This is a genomic window from Lancefieldella parvula (assembly GCF_963530955.1).
In the GTDB taxonomy this organism is placed as follows: domain Bacteria; phylum Actinomycetota; class Coriobacteriia; order Coriobacteriales; family Atopobiaceae; genus Lancefieldella; species Lancefieldella parvula_A.
Window position 1 is genome coordinate 1 of record NZ_CAUSFQ010000018.1, and the last position, 19,269, is coordinate 19,269.

General features: G+C 49.6%; 17 protein-coding genes. 3 read left to right on the forward strand and 14 right to left on the reverse strand.

Annotation, left to right across the window (positions count from 1 at the left end; genetic code table 11):
- Positions 1–133: 133 nt before the first annotated feature.
- From RWJ43_RS02475 to rplM, 9 genes are all read right to left on the reverse strand, one after another.
- On the reverse strand, positions 134–949 hold the full coding sequence (locus tag RWJ43_RS02475) for an LPXTG cell wall anchor domain-containing protein (protein ID WP_314007349.1): 816 nt from the start codon (positions 947–949) through the stop codon (positions 134–136).
- Positions 950–1,125: 176 nt separating this feature from the next.
- Positions 1,126–1,695 carry a tRNA (adenosine(37)-N6)-threonylcarbamoyltransferase complex ATPase subunit type 1 TsaE gene (tsaE, locus tag RWJ43_RS02480; protein WP_314007351.1) on the reverse strand — a complete coding sequence of 190 codons (570 nt, stop codon included), beginning with the start codon at positions 1,693–1,695 and terminating at the stop codon, positions 1,126–1,128.
- The gene (locus tag RWJ43_RS02485; RefSeq protein WP_314007354.1) at positions 1,688–2,263 is read right to left on the reverse strand and encodes a uracil-DNA glycosylase; all 576 of its coding nucleotides are present in this window, start codon (positions 2,261–2,263) and stop codon (positions 1,688–1,690) included. The genes tsaE and RWJ43_RS02485 overlap by 8 nt, the downstream gene beginning before the upstream one ends.
- A complete protein-coding gene (gene alr, locus RWJ43_RS02490) occupies positions 2,263–3,417 on the reverse strand; it encodes an alanine racemase (RefSeq protein ID WP_314007357.1) in 1,155 nt (384 codons plus the stop codon). Before alr ends, RWJ43_RS02485 begins: the two co-directional genes overlap by 1 nt.
- A 9-nt stretch (positions 3,418–3,426) precedes the next feature.
- Positions 3,427–5,052, reverse strand: coding sequence for a bifunctional ADP-dependent NAD(P)H-hydrate dehydratase/NAD(P)H-hydrate epimerase (locus tag RWJ43_RS02495; RefSeq protein WP_035436023.1), 1,626 nt, complete (start codon positions 5,050–5,052; stop codon positions 3,427–3,429).
- Between the two features lie 3 nt (positions 5,053–5,055).
- On the reverse strand, positions 5,056–5,586 hold the full coding sequence (gene acpS / locus RWJ43_RS02500) for a holo-ACP synthase (RefSeq protein ID WP_035431588.1): 531 nt from the start codon (positions 5,584–5,586) through the stop codon (positions 5,056–5,058).
- A gap of 24 nt (positions 5,587–5,610) precedes the next feature.
- Complete coding sequence (glmM, locus tag RWJ43_RS02505; protein ID WP_314007363.1) at positions 5,611–6,954, reverse strand: phosphoglucosamine mutase; 1,344 nt, start codon at positions 6,952–6,954, stop codon at positions 5,611–5,613.
- 227 nt (positions 6,955–7,181) lie between these two features.
- Positions 7,182–7,577, reverse strand: a complete 396-nt coding sequence (rpsI, locus tag RWJ43_RS02510; protein ID WP_314007365.1) for a 30S ribosomal protein S9 — start codon at positions 7,575–7,577, stop codon at positions 7,182–7,184.
- A 3-nt stretch (positions 7,578–7,580) separates the two neighbouring features.
- On the reverse strand, positions 7,581–8,021 hold the full coding sequence (rplM, locus tag RWJ43_RS02515) for a 50S ribosomal protein L13 (RefSeq protein WP_314007367.1): 441 nt from the start codon (positions 8,019–8,021) through the stop codon (positions 7,581–7,583).
- Positions 8,022–8,353: 332 nt separating this feature from the next.
- Between rplM and RWJ43_RS02520 the strand changes: the two genes are divergently transcribed.
- The gene (locus RWJ43_RS02520) at positions 8,354–9,379 is read left to right on the forward strand and encodes an alpha/beta hydrolase-fold protein (protein WP_314007370.1); all 1,026 of its coding nucleotides are present in this window, start codon (positions 8,354–8,356) and stop codon (positions 9,377–9,379) included.
- A gap of 236 nt (positions 9,380–9,615) precedes the next feature.
- A complete protein-coding gene (pfkB, locus tag RWJ43_RS02525) occupies positions 9,616–10,554 on the forward strand; it encodes a 1-phosphofructokinase (RefSeq protein WP_314007372.1) in 939 nt (312 codons plus the stop codon).
- 412 nt (positions 10,555–10,966) lie between these two features.
- On the opposite strand, the gene RWJ43_RS02530 is transcribed toward pfkB, so the two are convergent.
- The gene (locus tag RWJ43_RS02530) at positions 10,967–11,923 is read right to left on the reverse strand and encodes a patatin family protein (protein ID WP_314007373.1); all 957 of its coding nucleotides are present in this window, start codon (positions 11,921–11,923) and stop codon (positions 10,967–10,969) included.
- Positions 11,924–12,066: 143 nt separating this feature from the next.
- Positions 12,067–12,675, reverse strand: coding sequence for a hypothetical protein (locus tag RWJ43_RS02535; protein ID WP_314007375.1), 609 nt, complete (start codon positions 12,673–12,675; stop codon positions 12,067–12,069).
- A 348-nt stretch (positions 12,676–13,023) separates the two neighbouring features.
- Between RWJ43_RS02535 and RWJ43_RS02540 the strand changes: the two genes are divergently transcribed.
- Positions 13,024–14,148, forward strand: a complete 1,125-nt coding sequence (locus RWJ43_RS02540) for a helix-turn-helix transcriptional regulator (protein WP_314007377.1) — start codon at positions 13,024–13,026, stop codon at positions 14,146–14,148.
- 244 nt (positions 14,149–14,392) lie between these two features.
- On the opposite strand, the gene RWJ43_RS02545 is transcribed toward RWJ43_RS02540, so the two are convergent.
- The 3 genes from RWJ43_RS02545 to RWJ43_RS02555 all read right to left on the reverse strand — a co-directional run bounded on the left by RWJ43_RS02545 (position 14,393) and on the right by RWJ43_RS02555 (position 19,189).
- Positions 14,393–16,582 carry a VWA domain-containing protein gene (locus RWJ43_RS02545; RefSeq protein ID WP_314007379.1) on the reverse strand — a complete coding sequence of 730 codons (2,190 nt, stop codon included), beginning with the start codon at positions 16,580–16,582 and terminating at the stop codon, positions 14,393–14,395.
- 181 nt (positions 16,583–16,763) lie between these two features.
- The gene (locus RWJ43_RS02550; RefSeq protein ID WP_314007381.1) at positions 16,764–17,738 is read right to left on the reverse strand and encodes a class C sortase; all 975 of its coding nucleotides are present in this window, start codon (positions 17,736–17,738) and stop codon (positions 16,764–16,766) included.
- A gap of 23 nt (positions 17,739–17,761) precedes the next feature.
- Positions 17,762–19,189 (reverse strand): isopeptide-forming domain-containing fimbrial protein, encoded by a 1,428-nt coding sequence (locus RWJ43_RS02555; RefSeq protein WP_314007383.1) that lies wholly within the window; start codon positions 19,187–19,189, stop codon positions 17,762–17,764.
- Between the last annotated feature and the right edge of the window lie 80 nt (positions 19,190–19,269).

Here is a 19,269-nt window from a genome sequence, read left to right on the forward strand (position 1 = left end):
CTGCAAGCGCAAGAGAAGAAAATATTGGCGAGAAGACCAATGCTCCTACAAGAACACCAGAAAGAATAAGGAGCTTTGTGCTGTTGTGAAAATACTTAGGCATAAGGATTTATTTCTACTAGGAGGCGACTATTTACTGCTGCATTTTCTTGCGGAGACTAAGTGCAACAAGAGTAGTACCGACTGCTGCAACAATACCTGCTACAGAGCTTGCGTCACCTGTATTAGGCAGAACGCTCTTCTCGCGCCTTGGTGCAGGAGTTTGGGTTGCATCAGAGGCAGGCACAACTGGAGTGGGCTCTGGTTCTGGCTGAGGCTCAGGCTCTGGCTCTGGCTCGGGATTTGGTGCCCATAAGGTAGTTAGATGATAGCGAATCGTAATAGTGTTTGTATCAATATCGTCGGTAACACTCCAGGCAACAATATCATCAAGATTCATATGAACATTGCCACTCTCATCGATAGTATATGGTTTCGACATATCTGGTGTTGCATTGTTTATTTCCTCTTGCGAAAAATAACCTGTTGAAAAACCTACCAGTGTGTATCCCTCACGCTGAACATTGCTGCTAAAAGAAACGCTCTTAAAATCATCTGAAATAGTTGGTGGAATATAATCTTTTCCGTTATAAGTGCCGCCATCTGTTGATACTGAAATGTGGATTTCACGCATTATGCCATCGGCGCCCATATAAGATCCAACTGCCTCTGCGTCACTATCATCATCTGTTGAGGCAGCAGGAGCGGTCGACTCAGTTGTAGCAGTCGCTTCGGTCGTAGCGGCAGACGACTCGGTTGAGGCGGTGGCCTCAGTTGTGGCGCTTGCCTCAGCTACCTCAGTACCCTCAGCAAGAGCTATCGCAGAAAGTACTGGCGAGAAAACCAACACGCTTGCCATAATGCCTGCAATTGCGAGCAGTTTTACGTTGTTGCGCAAATACTTTGACATCTCATATTCCTTAACTCGTGTATTTCAAGAAAAAATTGTTTTTCTTTTTTGAACATGTTTCAACGGATTAGTAAGTATATATGAAAAGAAATCGCAGGTATACTGCTAAAACACCCAGCTAAAGATATTCTTAAAATATCTATAACTGGGTGACAAAAACGTTATTTATTCAGTAATTAAAGCGACTGAATGATTTCTTCTCCGCGAGCATTCTGTGGGATAAAACGAATCTCACGGCGCGGCTCAGCGCCGTCGGATTCCAACTCTTCCTCGGACAGTCTAGAAACATACACATCAAGGGTTCTCTCGCCAATTTGCTCCGCAAATTGCTCTCCCCACTCGATGATAGTTGGACCATCAGACTCAAGCGCGTCGTACAGGCCCGTATCTTCAAGCTGATCAGGGTCGTTTAGGCGATACAGGTCAAAGTGGTAGAGCGGCATGAGAGTGCCTTCGTAAACCATCTCGATGGTAAACGTTGGGCTGGTCACGTCATCCGTGACGCCCATGCCAGCAGCAATGCCCTTAGTGAGCTGCGTTTTTCCAGCTCCTAGATCTCCTGTGAGCACCAGAACGTCTCCCGCTTGCAGGAGTTTGCCCAGAATCTGACCAAGAGCGATGGTCTGCTCTGTAGTGGTAGAGATAAACGTACCAGCTGTCGTTTTTTCTGGTAGGTTGCTTGCGGCAGTATTGCATGTTGTGGTGTCATTTGCGCCAATATTTGCGCTGGTAGAAAGGTTAGTCACACGAGCCTCCTCGAGGGTGTTCCTCAAGCCAATCAGCAAGAAGTCGCAGGTCATCTTTGAGGAACTGCGCCCACTCCTTGCGGTAAATAGTTGATGCGGGATGCATGGTAGGCAGCACGCTAAAGGCGCCTATCTGGTAAAACTTGCCGCGCAGCTCCGTCACGCCCTTATCGGTATGCATGACAAACTGCGTTGCAAAATTTCCCAGGCAGACAATGACGTCTGGCTTAATAGCGCGAATCTGGTCGCGAAGGTACGGAGAGCATTCCTCCACCTCGGCTACCTTGGGATTTCTGTTTGAAGGCGGTCGACATTTGACCACGTTAGAGATAAAAACATCCTGGCGAGAAAGGCCAACTTCTTCTAACAGTGCATCAAGCTTTTTGCCCGATACGCCCACGAAAGGCTGACCGCTTAGATCCTCATTTTTTCCAGGAGCTTCTCCCACAATCATGACACGAGCTGTGGGATTTGGGCCACCAAACACAATGTTGGTGCGTGTTTCCCACAGCGGACATTTCTTGCAATCAGTTATCTGCTTGCGAATCTCGTCAAGCGTGACTGCCATTAGATGTACACCTTATCGAGGCGCGCACCAAAGTTGCAAACTACCTCGTAATTGATGGTCTCGCGAAGGTCAGCCATCTCATCCGAGGTGATTTCTTGGTCGCCGTCTTTGCCGATGAGGGTAACCACGTCACCATGGCGAATTTCGTGTGCAGGCTTATTAGCGTGTGTACCTGCGGTATCAACAGCAATCATAAACTGATCCATGCAGATATTGCCCACCTGGCGGACACGGTCTCCACGCGTCAAAACATCCATGCGGTTAGAAAGGCTGCGCGCAAGACCGTCGGCGTAGCCAATAGGCACCGTAGCTACCTGGATGTTATTGCGAGGAACACGCCACGTCATACCGTAACTAACGCCGTCGCCAACAGCTGGATATATTACGCGCGTCACGCGACCGCGCACGCTCATAACGGGCTGCAGGTCAATGCGGGGAATGGTGAGCTTGCTTGGATGAAGTCCATACAGGCCAATGCCCACACGAACCATATCGAACTGAATATCTTTGTGCAGAACCGTGCCAGGAGTGTTATCAGCGTGAACCAAGCCCAGCTCATAGCCCGCGTTTTTGAGTGCCGTAACCGCTTCAATAAAGCGATTGACCTGCAGGTCAAAGTCCCAGTTGTCGAGCACGTCGGCCGTGGCAAAATGCGTAAACGTACCAGCGCATTCAAGACCCCTGTGGAAATCGATAGAACCGCGCACCTCAAGAAGATCTTCTCGCCTGACGCCAATACGGGTCATACCGGTATCAATGGCCAGGTGATAGCGACCAACCTTATTAGCTGCAGCGGAAGCCTCGCCATACGCAAGGGCAAAGTCAACCGTGTAGACGGAAGGCATAATGTCAAAGCGAACGAGGTCTGGGATGGAAGTAACCGGCGGCTCAGAAAGCACCAGAATGGGGTTATCAATACCGGAACAGCGCAGTTCAACACCCTCATCGACTGTTGCAACGGCAAACTGATCAGCACCCACGGACTGCATGGCTTTAGCGCACTGAGCAGCGCCGTGACCATAGGCGTCGGCCTTGACCACACACATCATTTTGACACCGCGGTTAAGCTGGGCCTTAAACGCCTTTACATTGTGGCGGACGGCAGAAAGATCAATCTCTATCCAAGCCCATCTATCCTGGGGATATGCCGACATCAGGCTCACCTACTCCGCAGCTTCTTCAAAGTCTGTCATAGGGAATGCAATCTGCTCTTCAAGTGCATCGGAGGCAAGGCCAATAACGTCACAGATGTCGCCAGCCATAGCTCCGCGTACACCGAACTTCTCGGCAGCTAGCTGACCTGCGTATGCGTGGACCTCACAGGCAAGTGAGCAGAAGGTTGGCAGGTCATCAACTTGACCAGCAACCTGAGCCAAGCGGCCAGCAATAGTACCAGCAAGAACGTCGCCAGAGCCAGCAGTTGCCAGCGTAACGGGACCAGGCTTTGGCAGCACGGCTTTCTGGACGCCAACGCAGCCAGTTGCGGTTCCCTTAGCAACAATGACCAGCTCAGAGCCACCGTCTGCCCAGACAATCTTGCGGGCAGCCTCAAGCTGACCCACCAGGCTTGCAGGAGGATTGTCTACCTGGTTGACCAGGCGACCAAGCTCGCGACGATGCGGCGTCATGATGAGCGGAGCGGTACGACGAGTGAGCTCGGGGAAATCTGGGAGGTTGTTATTAGTGAGGCGAGCAATGCAGTTGAGTGCGTCGGCATCAACAATAACGGGCAGCTCAGAGTCAAGAAGCGCGGAGGTAACCTTGACGGTTCCGCCAGAGACGCGCATGCCAGGGCCAACCAGCGTAACGGTGCGCATGGCGGCAAGCTGTAGCACCAGCGGAGCTGCTTCCTCGGTAAACACGCCCTCAGCGTCGCACGGAAGGCCAATAACGGGAACCTCTGGTAGCATCATCTGAACGCAGCTGACAATGGCCTCAGGAACTGCCAGCGTAACGTAGCCAGCACCCGCACGAGCAGCTGCCTTAGCAGCAAAAACAGCAGCTCCGGGGAAGCGGCTTGAACCACCAACCACCAATACGGAGCCACGAGAGTATTTATCGCAGTCGTTGAGCTGGGCAGGAACAGAAGCAAGATAATCTTCCAGGTCAACGCGCCAGGCAACAGGATCTGCCTCAACAACCAAGCGCTCAGTCTGCTCGGCCAGAGGAGCCACAACAATGGAGCCGCAAACGTCGCGGCCTGCGTCTGCAATAAGACCGGGCTTGAGCGCAATCATGGTAACGGTAACGTCAGCGACAACACACGCGCTTTCTACCTGGCCCTTCTGCGCAGAAAGGCCACTTGGAACGTCAACGGAAAGCACGCGAGCACCGGACTGATTCAGGCACTCAATCCAAATATCAAACGGAGCACGAACCTTGCCGTGGAAGCCGGTGCCCAGCATGCAATCAAGCACCACGTCAGCCGTTGCCAGCAGGTCAATCAGCTCCTGGCGAGAAGGGCCAACAAGCACGGAAACTCCCGCGCGAACGGCGCGCTGCGCCATCTGACGTGCAAGATCGCCGGAAATCTGATCAGGCTCAAGCGGAGTGACTACCTTAACGTTGCAGTTTCTAGAGCGCAGCGCCTCTGCTGCCACCCAGCCATCTCCACCGTTATTGCCAAGACCTACGAGGATGACAACGTTAGAGATGTCCCCTCCCATGCCAAGGGCCTCTTGAGCAGCAGCGTAACCTGCACGGTGCATGAGCTCAGAAACGCTCACGCCCACGCGTGTCAGCGCAATCTCTACGCGCTTGATGTCCTCAACATTTAGTACCGGCTGCATAACTTACTCCTCGGATTTAACAACATCATCAAAGGTTGTCTCAATTATAGGTTCTTGCACGCGCTCAAGCTCATCCAACACAGAACGAGCTTCTTTGAACGAACGTGCCAGCTCTTGGGCAGCATCTTCCTTTTGATCTACCTTGGGTTTTACGGCGTTGGTTACCGCAACCGCATTGGCTACCGCCACGTCTCTGGTGTACGAGATAGAAAGCGCAATCTCCTGCACGCCCTGCTCAGCCGCAATCTGTGCAGCTTTGCCCGCTAGACGAGCTTGTGGCCTGCCCAGCTGATCTCTCTCAACAGACACATCCTGAAAACCAATACCAGACGAGAAACCCGTTCCTAAGGCTTTGAGCACGGCTTCTCTTGCTGCAAAGCGAGCAGCATAGTGCTCCGCAGGGCGAGCAGTGCGCTCACAATACGCACGCTCGGCATCGGTGAACATACGGCGAATAAAGTGAGGTCGCCTCTCAATTGCCTGCTGCATGCGGGCAATCTCAAGCATATCTACACCTATTCCTGCCAGTGCCATCGTATCCCCTGGATCTATCTGCGCTTAAGCGCTCAGTCTATACTCCTCGAGTGCATCGAGCACAATCTGATTTGCCTGCTGGCAGAGCTCATCGGTTGGAGCTTCTGCAAGAACGCGCACCAGAGGCTCTGTTCCGGAAGCGCGGACCAACACGCGACCATTGCCCTCAAGGAACTTCTCGGCAGCTGCAACTGCGTCGTTGACCTTAGGAGACTGCATAGCAGCCTCTTTGTCGGTGACGCGAACGTTAACCAACTGCTGTGGATATAGTGTAACGGGACGAGTCAGCTCAGAGAGTTTCTCGCGCTCTGCTCGTAAGACCTCCATAATACGGAGGCTGGTCAAGATGCCGTCACCGGTCTTTGCCAGGTCACCAAAGATGATGTGACCACTCTGCTCGCCGCCCAGGCTGTACTCATTCTCGTTCATGCAAGCGTAGACGTACTTATCGCCCACGTTGGTCTTCTCGTAAGAGAGGCCAGCGTCGTCAAATGCTTTGAACAGGCCAAAGTTGCTCATGACGGTGGTAACTACGGTCTGCTTAGCCAGGCGACCATACTTGTTAAGGTAGGTGCCGCAGACGTAGAGGATCAGGTCTCCATCAACCACGTGGCCGCGCTCGTCAACTGCCAGGCAACGGTCAGCGTCGCCATCGTAGGCAAAGCCCACGTCAAGGCCATTCTGGACTACAAAACGCTGCAGCTGGTCAATGTGAGTAGAACCGCAATCAACGTTGATGTTGAGGCCATTTGGAGCGTTGTTGATAACGTGAGTCTCGGCGCCCAGGGCGTCAAAAACAGGGCGAGCAACACTAGAAGCTGCGCCGTTTGCACAATCCAGGCCAATCTTCAGGCCCTGGAGGCTAAAACCGCAGCTCGCAATAAGACTGGAGATGTAGCGGTTGCGGCCCTGCATGTAATCAACCGTGCGACCAATGCTGTCACCGGTTGCCAGAGGAACGTCAAACTCGCCGTCAATATAGGCCTCTACCTGCTCAAGGACGTCCTCATCCATCTTGTAGCCGTCTTTGTTGACCAGCTTGATGCCGTTATCGGTGAACGGATTGTGGGATGCAGTAATCATGACGCCGCAGTCAAAGGCACCGTCAACTACCTCGTAGCTGACGCCAGGTGTAGGAATAACATGCAGCATGTATGCGTCAGCGCCAGAAGCAACCAGGCCCGAGACAAGTGCTGACTCAAACATATAGCTTGACCTGCGGGTATCCTTACCAATGATGATACGAGCCTTACGAGCCTGCTTAGCTCCGTAATACCAGCCAATGAAGCGGCCAATTTTGTAAGCGTGATCGACGTTCAAACCCTCGTTTGCGCGGCCTCTAAAGCCGTCGGTTCCAAAGTACTTCATAAGCGTCTCCTAAGCTGCAAATGTACTGTTGTCGGGTGGAGAGCAACGTGCGCGCGAAGCGCCAGCGAACTACTCGACAGGTGGGGCTTCTCGACAGATGGCGAGAAGAACGTGCGGACTAATGAGTTGCACAAATATGCAAAATGCAACTGTTAAAAGTATACAAAAAAGAGACCTGCTGATATACAACAGGTCTCTTTGTGAGGACTTTTTTGGGTCCAGCGGCCTTAGCGCTTGGAGAACTGAGGACGCTTACGAGCCTTCTTCAGACCATACTTCTTACGCTCGACCGCACGGGAATCGCGGGTGAGGTAGCCGGCCTTCTTAAGGTCATCACGATACTCGCCAGCCTCAAGAAGAGCGCGAGCGATGCCCAGACGAAGAGCGCCGGACTGGCCGTTGATGCCGCCGCCGTCGCAGTTTGCGAGGACGTCAAAACGACCAAGAGTATCAGTAATGCGGAGAGGTGCGGTTGCGTTGTCTACGAGCTGCTGGCGACCAAAATACTGGACTGCCTCGCGGCCGTTAACGTTAACCTTACCAGTTCCAGGAACAAGACGAACACGAGCGACGGCCTCTTTACGACGGCCGGTGCCGGTGTAAACAGCGGTGTTATCTGCCATCGTTTAGCCCTCCAGCTCAATCTTGACGGGATTCTGTGCAGCATGTGGGTGCTCAGCGCCGGCGTAAACCTTAAGCTTCATACCCTGCTTGCGACCAAGAGTGGTCTTAGGAAGCATGCCCTTGACTGCGTGCTCAACAACACGCTCTGGGTGCTTCTCCATCTCTTCCTTGAAGGAAGTAATCTTCAAGCCACCAAGGTAGCCGGAGTGACGCCAATACTCCTTGTGGTCAGCCTTAACACCAGTAAGGACAACCTTGTCTGCATTGATGATGACAACAAAGTCACCAGTATCAGCATTTGGGGTGTACTGTGGCTTGTTCTTGCCACGAAGAATCATGGCAGCCTTTGTAGCCAGACGACCGAGCGTTGCGCCCTCAGCGTCGATGAGCACCCACTTGCGCTCGACTTCGCCAGCCTTGGCGAACTGAGTCGACTTCTTCACTTGACTCCTCCTACGAATTACGAGTTGATAACCCCTGGACGGGTCATCGATGCTTTTTCTTGTCAGAGATTACGGGGCTCTGTGGAAAAGCCTTAAAAGTATACTCCACTCTTTAGCTGTTGTACGCGGGAATTTTTGTTGCTTCACGAATGCAACAATTCATTCAAATTTGACGGGTTTCTCCACATTACAAAGCCGTCCACAGCACAAGAACAACCACTTGGCCTGCTGTGCGATGCATTTTGTTTCGACTTTTTATTTTATGGGGCGAGAAGTGCTGGCGTGCTCGTATGTTTACACCAAGGTCAAAGCTACAGCGTCAGGAGGAAATGATGCGTGACACAGATTTTGTCGCACGTTTGCACCGGAACTTTGCGTTGCTGGGCGGCCAGCTTAAAACCCGCTTCAAGAACCATGTTGTTCTGAGCACCTCGCTTGCTTTGTTTGCGGCGCTTTTGCTGGTAATTCCATTTTATGGTTGCTCACCAGCCGCTTCTGAGAACGCTCAGGGCAGCTCAACTGCTCAAACGGAGGCGCAGAAAGACGAAGCTCCAAAGGGAACAGTTAAGGCAACATCGTTCTACTCGCCAACCCTTGGTCTGGACTGGAACTATGACGTCTACCTGCCCGCAGACTACGAGTCCAATCCCGATAAGACCTACCCTGTTGTGTATATGCTGCATGGACTGTACGGCAATCACCGCAATCTGCTGGAGCGCTTTGATTCGTCCGCCATGCTTGACGAGGCCATTCAAACTGCTGGTCAGGGAGCTATCGTAGTCTTTGTTGACGGCTTTAACAGCTTCTACATTGACTCCGTCGATCGCGGTCTCAAGATGGAATCCGCCATTATGAACGACCTGGTACCTTACATTGAGAGCACGTATCGCGTGTCAAAGGACCGCAAAGATCACGCAATCGGCGGCATTTCTATGGGCGGTTATGGTGCGGCACGATTTGTTTTGCACCACTCCGATTACTTTAGCAAGGGCATTCTGCTCTCGCCTTCTGTCTGGACAACTCTTGCTGACGACAACTTTATTTACACGTCTCAGCACGCCTTTAGCGACGGCACCACCAGCTGGTCATGGGATCTGTACAAGCAGCTATTCCCAACCCAGTATCTTGGTGAGGTTGATCCAAGTCAGGTTTCTTTCTTTGTGGCAACAACTTCCGACGATGGCGTGGTGCCTGTTGCTGACGTCGACGCCTTTGTTGAGCAGCTCAAAAATGCTGGCATCAACGTTGATTATCAGCGCGACTCCGGCGACAACCACAACTGGAAGTACTGGTCCAGGGTTGCTCCAACTGCGTACGCTTGGGCGCTCGACCAGTTCAAGAGCGCAGACAGCAAGTAAGCGCTGACGGCGCGTCGGGCGGCGTGGCCGTGCGGGCCCGGGGCGGCCGCGAGTGCACCGCGAGTGAGCCGCGAGTGAGCCGCAAGTGAGCCGAGCCGGGCCGCGGATATGCGTGTAACAACGCTGTCCGCGGTTACTTTTTTGCCAGAACTGAAGTATTATCAGCGTAGATAACTTGCGCCGCTTGGCGGTGCTACTCAAGCGCCGATTGCGGCGTCGCAAACCGAGGAGCGACTATGCCCAGCATCTACACCGTCACGCTCAACCCCGCTCTGGACAAGACCGTCCAGGTGCCAAATTTTGCCGTTGACCAGGTAAATCGCATCATGTGGCTCAGACAGGACGCGGGCGGCAAGGGCATCAACGTCTCCAAGGTTATCGCCAAGCTGGGGGGAGAATCTACCGCTATCGCCGTTCTTGCAGGTCAAACCGGCAAATGGATCTCTGACATGCTTGGCGAGAATAACATCAAGGTCCAGGCGATTTCCGTTCCCGGTGAGACGCGCACCAACCTTAAGGTTGTCGACACCGAGGGCGGCACCAATACCGACATCAACGAGCCTGGCCCCGAAGTCACCGATACCGTACTTGACCAGGCGCTTGCTAACGTGATTGCCAAGACTTCCGTCGGCGACATTGTGGTTCTCTCTGGCAGTCTCCCCCGCGGAGCTGCTGCTGATACGTATGGCCGCTGGACTCGCGCCTTGCGCGACGCCGGACTGAAGGTCTACCTGGACGCCGACGGCGCAGCCCTCTCAGCTGGCCTTGAGCAGAAGCCATATTTCACCAAGCCAAACGATCACGAACTGTCTGCCATGCTTGGCCGCGAGCTTACCGACGTGGACGCGATTGCCGCTGCCGCTTCCGAGATTGTTGCTGGCGGCATTGACACGGTCTGCGTCTCCATGGGCGGCAACGGCGCCGTCTACGCTACGGCCGACGAGGTTTGGTATGCAGGTCCAGTAAAAGTCCAGGTAGGAAGTACTGTCGGTGCCGGTGACTCCGTTGTGGCAGCGCTGGCCTTTGCAGATGCACAGGGTTTCTCGACAGAAGACGCACTGCGACTGGCTATGGCCACGGGCGCCGCGAACGTCATGGAGAGCGGAACTCAGGCGGCGGAGCGCTCGGTTGTGGATTCGCTTATCGAGAAAGTGCAGCTCACGCGCTTGCGCTAGCGCGCGGGATGCGAGCGCACGGGGTTTCTCGCCAGGTGCGCCATAACAGCATGCGCGCCTAAAAAGTGCAAAGAATCTGTATTTTGAATACAGATTCTTTGACAAAATCAGGCAAATCCACCGATTCTTTTACGCTTTTAGGCAAAATTTACAGAATCTTTGACGAAATCAGGCGCGTGAAAGATAGACTACGTGGTCCTAAATTTTGAGCCTAAAAACTGCATCATGTCTGAGTGAATTTACTCAGACATGGCGAGAAAAACCGGCAAATAGCTCTGACATGGCGCGCTTTTCCGGCAAATGGTTCAGACATGCCGAGAAAATCAGGTGCACTTCAACGCAGGCCACACACAATCCAACGCAGGTCACGCAAACCCCAGCGCAGGCCACGCGAGTGCCTGCCGCCCTCACTCTACTCGATAAAACTTTTAATCTCTTCGAGGCGCTCAAGTGCGACTTGGCGGCCTGTCAGGTACAGAGACAGTAGGGCCTCACCGGACTTCTCGTTAACTTTAACTTCAACTGGCTCGGGAGGCAGAAGCACCAGCACTCTACCCTCTTCCTCCAGTTCAAAGAGCTGTTTGCGCTGATTCATGTAGCGCTCGGCGCGAGAAGCCAATGCGGCTTCAAAGTATGGATACGCGGAGTAGAGCTGCGAGCGGATAGCGATCTGCTCGTTGACGTCGGTTTTTACGAAATCCCTATCCTGCGTAATAATGACCAGCGCTTTCTTTGCCGGCTTGTGGTCGGGAATGTCAACCGCGCGTTCCGCTATACCGTCGGGTAGACCAAGCGCGGCCGCAAACGGAATTGAATCGGTAGTTCCGCCGTCCAAATAACGATGTCCATCCAGCTCAACCATGCGAGAAACCGTTGGCATCGACGCAGACGCTCGGACCATGGTCACGTCTTCCGGAAACTTTTTTACGTGCAGATACGCCGGCGTGCCAAACGTAACGTCGGACGCCACCGCGTACATCTGCATGGGATTTTGATTGAACGCCTCGTTATCGCAGGGGTCCAAATGGTTTTGGATCTCATCGAACATAAAATCCGCACCCGCAATATTGCCAGTAGTAATCAGTGAGCGAAGCGAAAGAAAGCGAGGGTCGTCCCTAAAGGCCAGCATAATGCGCATGGCGCGACCCATCTGCTTGGACCTGAAGCTCACGGCGTTGATAGCACCCGCGGAAACTCCCCACACGCTCTCAAAGTTAGTGACGCCTTTCTCACGAAGCACATCAAGGATTCCAGCGGTAAAAATGCCTCGATAGCTGCCTCCCTCTAGCACAAGCGCAGTTGAAGATAGGTGCGCGGACGCCTGTTCCACGTCGCCGTTCTGAGAGAATTTTTGCTGCTGGTCTTCCATAACAACCTCCGAACTTTGTTATTCAGAGTGTACCCAATTTCTGCCTGGCCGCCCAACCGGTTTTCCACACAAAAAAGCGCCTGGGGTCAGGCGCTTTAGTGATGCGATATGCGTGCTACGCGCAGCAAAGCCGCGGGTTCTTTTTACTTGCGAACCTTACGAGAAGCAGCAACAAAAACAAGGCCGCTTACTGCAAGAACAGAAGCTGGAACTACAACATCTGCGACACCGGTTGCAGGAAGTACGGACTTCTTCGCTGGTGTTGGTGCAGGCGCTGGTGCAGGCTCTGGCTCTGGTGCTGGAGTTGGATCGGGGGTTGGAGTTGGAGTTGGATCGGGGGTTGGAGTTGGAGTTGGATCTGGATTAGGAGCTGGGTCAGGGATACGCACAAAGTAGACAGAAATAACCTCATCGAATGGCTCTGCTGTAACCCAGTGGCCCTTAACGGTAACAGTGCCATCGCCGTTATCAATGATGGTCTCACCGTCAGCGTTACCAACCATAAATCCGTCTGGAATTGGGTTAGTGATATCAGGAAGGAAGTATGCTTCCTCAGGAGCATATGGATTATTCGTTGGATCCATGAGCTCCTCTCTGGTTGGTGCAGGAATAGGAGTTATGCCAGTAGTAGCAGTAGCACCGGTGGTGCTTGTAGGAGCAGGCGCTGTGCCCTCTGCCAGCGCAGATGCTGGAGCAAGTGCCAGCGCGGCTACAAGAGCAGACGAAGCTATACATACCTTTAAGTTCTTCATGTGGCTTTTGCGCAAATTTTTATGCACCAGACGGGTGATCAGATACACAAGAATTTTTAGCGCATTCCTTTCTGATATGGATTATTTAGTTTCTCCGTAAGCAGATACTATCATATACATACTGAACAAATGTCGCGTCTGGTCGACATATTCCGTGAACGCACAAAAATTTAAACGACCTTTAAAACTATTTTCCAAAAGTTTGATAACATTTCTGCAGGTAAACTATTACGCAACCGAGAGTTGACAAATTTCCAACTCAACTTGGTGGTGTGCAATCAGGGGAATTTCTAAAGTAATAGTCATCACATGTGAATCACACCACATCACCAACAGAAAGGAACAACCATGTTACTGAGCGAGAAAATCATGAGCCTCAGAAAGCGTAATGGTTGGTCACAGGAAGAGCTTGCACAGCAGCTTGGCGTTTCAAGACAGTCAGTTTCCAAATGGGAGTCAATGGCTTCCATGCCTGATATTCAAAAAATCATGGCCATGAGCGAGCTCTTTGGCGTTTCTACAGACTACCTGCTCAAAGACGAGCTTGAAGAGCTTCCAACTACTGCTACCGCCGCTGATTATGTAGCGCCAGCAGAGCAGAACAATTTTTCAGCCCCCACAGGCTCCAGTAACTCCGATGTTGCGAGCCCTTCCACGAGTACTCCTGCCAACACCGACGCATCTACCAGCAAAAACGTTCGGCCACAGCTCAGTGTATCTCTTGAGACTGCTATCGAGTACCTGGATACAGTCGCACGCACTTCTCGCCCCATTGCGTTTGCAATTACCCTCTTTATTCTGGGCCCCGCGCTTCTTGTTTCGCTTGCTACATACAGCGAAGATGCAATCTATTTTGATCCAACACGCATTTCTCCAGATGCACTGAGCATCACGGGCGTTTGCATTATGGTGCTCTTTATTGCCGCCGGAGTTGGCCTATTAATTCTCCAGGATATGAAACTTGCAAAGTATAAGCAGTTCAAGGAGGCTTCTCTTGAGCTCCAATACGGTGTCGAGGCTGCCATTCGCAGGCGCGCTGAGTCCACAAGCTCACTACGATACATTCAGCAGGCTACGGGCGTCTGTCTTACCATTCTGAGCGCCATCCCCTTCCTGATTGCTTCGTACTTTGGAGCGGGACTCACCTTTGCCCTTGGCTTCTTTGTTGCAGCAGTCCTAGTTTCACTTGGTGTTTACCTGCTCATTTACTCTGGCATTCTCAAAGACAGCTATAGGATTCTTCTCCAGGAAGGTGAGTTCTCCCATGACGAGAAGGACGGCAAACTGGGATATAAGAAAGCAGTATCGAAGTACAGACCAGTTTCAAAGGCATACTTTAGTGCAGTTTCTCTGGTGTATTTTGGCTATAGTTTTATAACCAAAGACTGGGGAAGATCTTGGATTATCTGGCCGCTCTCCGCATTTCTCTATCACGTTGTTGTGAGCATTTTAGCTGCTATGAAGAAGCAGTAAACGCTCACTTGGCCACGCTTGCAGAAGCACTGGTCAGACACATGCAAGTCTTAAACCAAGGGCTCGATCTTCTCGCAAGATCGAGCCTTTTTGTGTGATTGATCGCCAAGCTCCTAGTAAGTTACATAGCTCACTCTCTACAAAATCTTTATTATGCCGTCTGTTAAAAAAGGACTGACTCCAGAAGAACCCTGGAATCAGTCCCTTATTGTGACGTAAATACTAACAAGCTTAGAAGCTAAGTTTATCTACTTGCTATCGCTGACTTCTTGTAGAAATAAAGCGCTGCACAGATAGATGCAAGTAGCAAAAGCACAGCACCTACACTAATAAATGGCGTAATTCCCATACCGTCTGTACTTGGGAGGACGCTGAGCACGTGGTTGTCCACATCAATCTGGAACCAGTGGCCATTTGCTGGATCAACTCCCTGATGATCGGCGCTAATTGCCCTACCATCTAAGGTGATGTTGCCTGAAATATCAACAACAAGTGTCAAGTCATTGCCAAGCTTTTGATGACCCGATGGGACCTTAGTCTCTCGGATGATATATGTTCCTGGCTTAAGGTTAGAGAATGTAGCTTTTCCATTACTGCCAGTTGCAGTAGCAGCTGAAACAACTGTTTCTCCATCTGCAGCAAAAACCGTAAATTCTGCCCCTGAAAGAGGTGTCTTTACGTTGCTATCATTACTTGCTGTTTTATAAATAACCAAGTCATATGTTCTGAATGTGTTGGTAATGGTGTTTACTCCATCTACACTACCAGTGAGATTTCCAGATCTATATGAGCTATACACAATTGGCGCACTGTATGACGTGTCATATCCTTGGATTGCACTAATCTCAGCAACTGACCAGGTAGCGTCTCCAGCAAGGTTTCCTGGAACAATAACGCTCTTTTTCCAGTTATTGCTCGCGTCCAGTGTGATTGGATCACCATAGTCTTCTTCATTTGGATTTCCATTTACCGTCACAGTTTTTTTAACCTGTACGGTAACAACTTTATCCGCGTGATCAGCCGGTTCATCTCCAACCCATTTTTTCTCGATTGTAATCTTAGAGACAGGAACCTTCAGAGTAGGACGTTCATAAGGCGAGTTTCCGTTTTCTTCTGAAACAACGGTTCCGTTAACAGTTTTTTGCTGGGTAAAATCAACGGATGCTGTTGTATTTGAATACACAGAATACGATCCGTCTGGATTCTCAACAACGTTTTGATCTTTTTCTTTTCCGTTAGCAGCATCGGCTACTGAATCCAGAGCTTTTTGCGTAGGAGTAACCGTGAAACTTACCGTATAGGTAACATCAGGCTCAAGCTGACCAACACTAGAAAGATCCCAATCAACTGTATCTCCCGTAATTGTTGCCTCTGGAGCGCCGGTCCACTCAGTAACTACTCCGTCTTTATCAGTCTTTGTATAGGTAAAAGTAGTTGGATTACCGTTGATATCTACAGGAGATACCATATCAGTAAGGCCGTCTTTGATAGAGACATTTGTGTAATAAGTCTGCTTCTTAATATCGGCGACAATAGCTGCAAACGCTCTATTTAAAGCATCTTTGTCCGTTGCAGAGTGATAGTAATTTCCTGCCGGTGCATCATAAGCATACTCAACAAGACTCTGCATACGAGTAACATTGCCAAAAGCGCCTACTGCATATAATTTGTTTCCCTGATCAACAACTGCTCTTGCATCATCAGTGGCGGCATTATAAGAATTGCTAATATTAGTTTCTGATCCCGTTCCGTAATCATAGCCGGTTCCAAGAATATAGCGCGAACTAGCAATGTATGTGTAATTTGTTGAAGTGCCGTTATAAAACGTAGGGTTACCGTCTGAAACAAAAATGACATACGTTGGATCGCTATCGGCACTTTGCGCAACTTCCAATGCAACCTTCATTGCATCTTCCCAGTTAGTGCCGCCATATGGCATATTATAACGTTGACTAAGCGGCGTAACAATGCTATTGATTTTGCTCTTAAAGTTAGACGAATCTGATGTCCAATTGCTTCCACCAAAGCTTACTTTGTTTGCAGTGGAATCAAACGTAACTAAAGACATCTGAATTCGATTAGGATCATCAGAGCTATTAACGCTCATCAATTCATCAGTCAAAGCATTTACAGCCTCTTGAGCAACCGCGAGACGTGACCGGCCATCAGACCTCAAATCCATACTGTTCGACTTATCAAATACAACGACAACGTTAGCTCGAGTTCTTTCTACGCTAGATTCAGATTTGCCAGTTACCGTCAAAGAAAGTTTATAGGAGCCATCGCCATTAGGTGTAAGTGTTTTTGTATGTGCAGGAGGCTCAACCGCTAAAGCAGGGGTTGAAAATACTACACAAAAATATCCAATAAAGGCTATGGCAAATATAGCTAAAGCCCTCAGAAAACTAGTTTTCTTTTGACGCAACCTTACCATTGAATCTCCTATAAGCAAATGATCTATGTTTATAGCTAAGAACACTTACTTCAATGTAATACGCATAGACCTACGTGACGATTATAATAGATTTATAGCTATAAACACAGCATTTGTGTCCATCTAACACCTATATTCCACAACATTTTCTTATTTGAAACTAATTATTCTGAAAAAAGTTTTATTTATTTTTTCTCGATAAAACCTTTGTACGTGTAACAACTAAGACTGCAATGCTGACAATTATGCCCGCAAAAACAACACCTAAAAGAGCGAAAAGTATTGAATTTTGTTTTATATCCACTGGAGAGTCAACAGAATGATTAACCAATTTATTTTGATCTTCCCACTCAGAAGGAACTTCTGTACGTTCTGCATGCACTAATAGCCTATGAGTATTAACTCCATAAGGGGTGCATGTTACAAGCGTTACTTGGTCTTTTCCTGGCTCAATAGAAAGGCTATTCACCTGATTAGGTAGAACTACTTCTGTAGAAGTTACTCTATACGCACAATCCTCTCCAAGTACGCGAATAATAAACCAATCGCCTACTTGAAGCTCCTCAAGTCGATCAAATATCTGAGCTGTGGGAAGACCAGTATGACCAGCTAAAACAACGTGCGTTGACTCTCCGCCTATTGGTACAGAGGTATTTACCACGTGACCAACGCCGTGTTGTAACACATCATCGGTGGTAAAGTGATAAATAGGAAGATCTACTGAAATTTTAGGGATAATAAGTTCCCCCATAACACCATCATTTGCAATATTCAGTACTTCTCTATATTCAGATACTCCTGGCATAGACGAATTACTATCAAAGGGGTCGATTACTCTAGAAACGCCATCACGAAGACGCTTATTAAATTCTATTGCCCTTTCCTTTTCAGCAGAAAGGTCAGTACTTGTCATTGCGACTACGGTGCTTTCTTGTGTAGCACTTACCTTATTTTGAGCAAGCTGATTAAGCCAGCTGCTTACAAACGGATAGCTAATTAGCACAATTCCAGCAATTAGAACAATGATTGACGTAATAAGCCACGTACGTGCATGCTTCTTTTTTGTGCGAGCTTCATGTAAAGAATCAAGAGAAGCAGGAGAATCATTTGATTCTCCTGCTTTCATTACAGCCATCATGTGTTTTGGTTTAGCCATAGTTAAAAGTGATGGTAGAACTTTTATGCGCGCAACTTCCTGGAGTACACAATGGCGCCTACACCAGCAATAAGCAGAACAGTTCCAATAGCGGTAAACATAAAGGTTCCTGCATCACCGGTTACTGGCAGAGCAATCTGCTTGTTATCGACAACGTTGGTTTCATTAACCAGATAGTTATTCTCGACATCAGTTGTAGCTGGGTTATCAGCAGTAGCAGCAGTATCACTTAGGTCAAATTCGATGTCATTGACTTTGACGTATCCAGCAGGGACACCAGTCTCTGAAATCTTGTAGTGACCTGCAGCAAGGCCAGAGAAGTAGACATAGCCGTTTGCGTCAGAAGTAGAAGTGAGTACGGTGCCGTTGTCAAGCGTAAGGGTAAAGGTAGCACCTGGAAGAGGGTTGCCATCTGGATCAGTCTTCTTAAAGACATAACCATAGGTCTTTACCGTAGTTTTACTATTTGGCTTAGCAGTTCCGCCATCATAAGGGTTAGGGTTAAAGGTAACGGTAGCGGTGTTACCGGTTACATCAGTAGCGCTATGAGAGAACGCATCAGAAGTAAGCTCTGCCTCATAAGTAATCTCAATTGCCTCACCAGGATGAGCAAGAACATAGTCTTTAGAGAACTCAAAGGTGTAGCCAGTAGCGGATGCTGTCAAAGTATAGTCAACGCCTGATGCAGCTACCTGGCCGTTAATTTTAATAGTATCAGTCTTGATTTTAAGACCAGCGGTAGGAGTATCACCAATGATAAAAGTTGCGTTCTCAGAGTCTGCTGGATAGTTAGGAACAGCAGTATTGACCTTAAACGGAACGCTGTCACCAACACTATACTTATCAGTGGACTCCTTGTACTGAGAACCAACAGTCTTCTTAATAGTTACTTCAGTCTTCTTAACAGCGATAGGAGCAACGGTACGAGGCTTGTATGTGCCGCTATCAACCTTAGGAGTTACGTCAATTACCATATTCTGGTAAACGTGAGTCTTGCCACTTGTAGAAGTAACACGAACAAGATAGTAGCCACTTCCAAGAGTCAACTCAGCGGAACCATTGGCGCCAGCTGTTGCAGTAGTAGTAGCTGTACCTGCAGTAACTGCGCTCGCAATTGCAGCTGCAGCATTTTGCATATCGGTGCCCTGAGTAAAGGTGTAGCCATCAGTGGCAACAGCTGAAATCTCGGCGATTGTATCGTAAGCAGCTGGCAGATTGTTAGCCATCGTATACGTTAAGTTGTTTGAGGCATCAATGTCTGCATCAGCGATTAGATACGCACTTACAACATCTCCAGGCTCCAGACTAGTAATGGTGACCTTGCTGTCAGCGACATCATTAGCGCTTGTTGGAGCAGCATAAGCTTGAACTGGAACCAGTGAGTAAATTAGAAGAGCCGCTGTAAAAAGACAGCAAATCTTACTAAAAATACCCTTAGCTAGTGATTTCATTCTTTTCCCTTCTGTTATATAAAACTAAATATAACACAATTCTATACAATATTAACTTATATTTGTAGATATTTATATAT

Excerpts from the sequence above, each read along its gene's own strand:
- RWJ43_RS02550 (WP_314007381.1), bottom strand. The coding sequence starts at position 17,738 with ATGGCTAAACCAAAACACATGATGGCTGTAATGAAAGCAGGAGAATCA.
- RWJ43_RS02475 (WP_314007349.1), bottom strand. The coding sequence starts at position 949 with ATGTCAAAGTATTTGCGCAACAACGTAAAACTGCTCGCAATTGCAGGC.
- RWJ43_RS02555 (WP_314007383.1), bottom strand. The coding sequence starts at position 19,189 with ATGAAATCACTAGCTAAGGGTATTTTTAGTAAGATTTGCTGTCTTTTT.
- rpsI (WP_314007365.1), bottom strand. The coding sequence starts at position 7,577 with ATGGCAGATAACACCGCTGTTTACACCGGCACCGGCCGTCGTAAAGAG.
- glmM (WP_314007363.1), bottom strand. The coding sequence starts at position 6,954 with ATGAAGTACTTTGGAACCGACGGCTTTAGAGGCCGCGCAAACGAGGGT.
- RWJ43_RS02545 (WP_314007379.1), bottom strand. The coding sequence starts at position 16,582 with ATGGTAAGGTTGCGTCAAAAGAAAACTAGTTTTCTGAGGGCTTTAGCT.
- pfkB (WP_314007372.1), top strand. The coding sequence starts at position 9,616 with ATGCCCAGCATCTACACCGTCACGCTCAACCCCGCTCTGGACAAGACC.
- RWJ43_RS02535 (WP_314007375.1), bottom strand. The coding sequence starts at position 12,675 with ATGAAGAACTTAAAGGTATGTATAGCTTCGTCTGCTCTTGTAGCCGCG.
- RWJ43_RS02530 (WP_314007373.1), bottom strand. The coding sequence starts at position 11,923 with ATGGAAGACCAGCAGCAAAAATTCTCTCAGAACGGCGACGTGGAACAG.
- RWJ43_RS02520 (WP_314007370.1), top strand. The coding sequence starts at position 8,354 with ATGCGTGACACAGATTTTGTCGCACGTTTGCACCGGAACTTTGCGTTG.
- RWJ43_RS02495 (WP_035436023.1), bottom strand. The coding sequence starts at position 5,052 with ATGCAGCCGGTACTAAATGTTGAGGACATCAAGCGCGTAGAGATTGCG.
- acpS (WP_035431588.1), bottom strand. The coding sequence starts at position 5,586 with ATGGCACTGGCAGGAATAGGTGTAGATATGCTTGAGATTGCCCGCATG.
- RWJ43_RS02485 (WP_314007354.1), bottom strand. The coding sequence starts at position 2,263 with ATGGCAGTCACGCTTGACGAGATTCGCAAGCAGATAACTGATTGCAAG.
- alr (WP_314007357.1), bottom strand. The coding sequence starts at position 3,417 with ATGTCGGCATATCCCCAGGATAGATGGGCTTGGATAGAGATTGATCTT.
- RWJ43_RS02540 (WP_314007377.1), top strand. The coding sequence starts at position 13,024 with ATGTTACTGAGCGAGAAAATCATGAGCCTCAGAAAGCGTAATGGTTGG.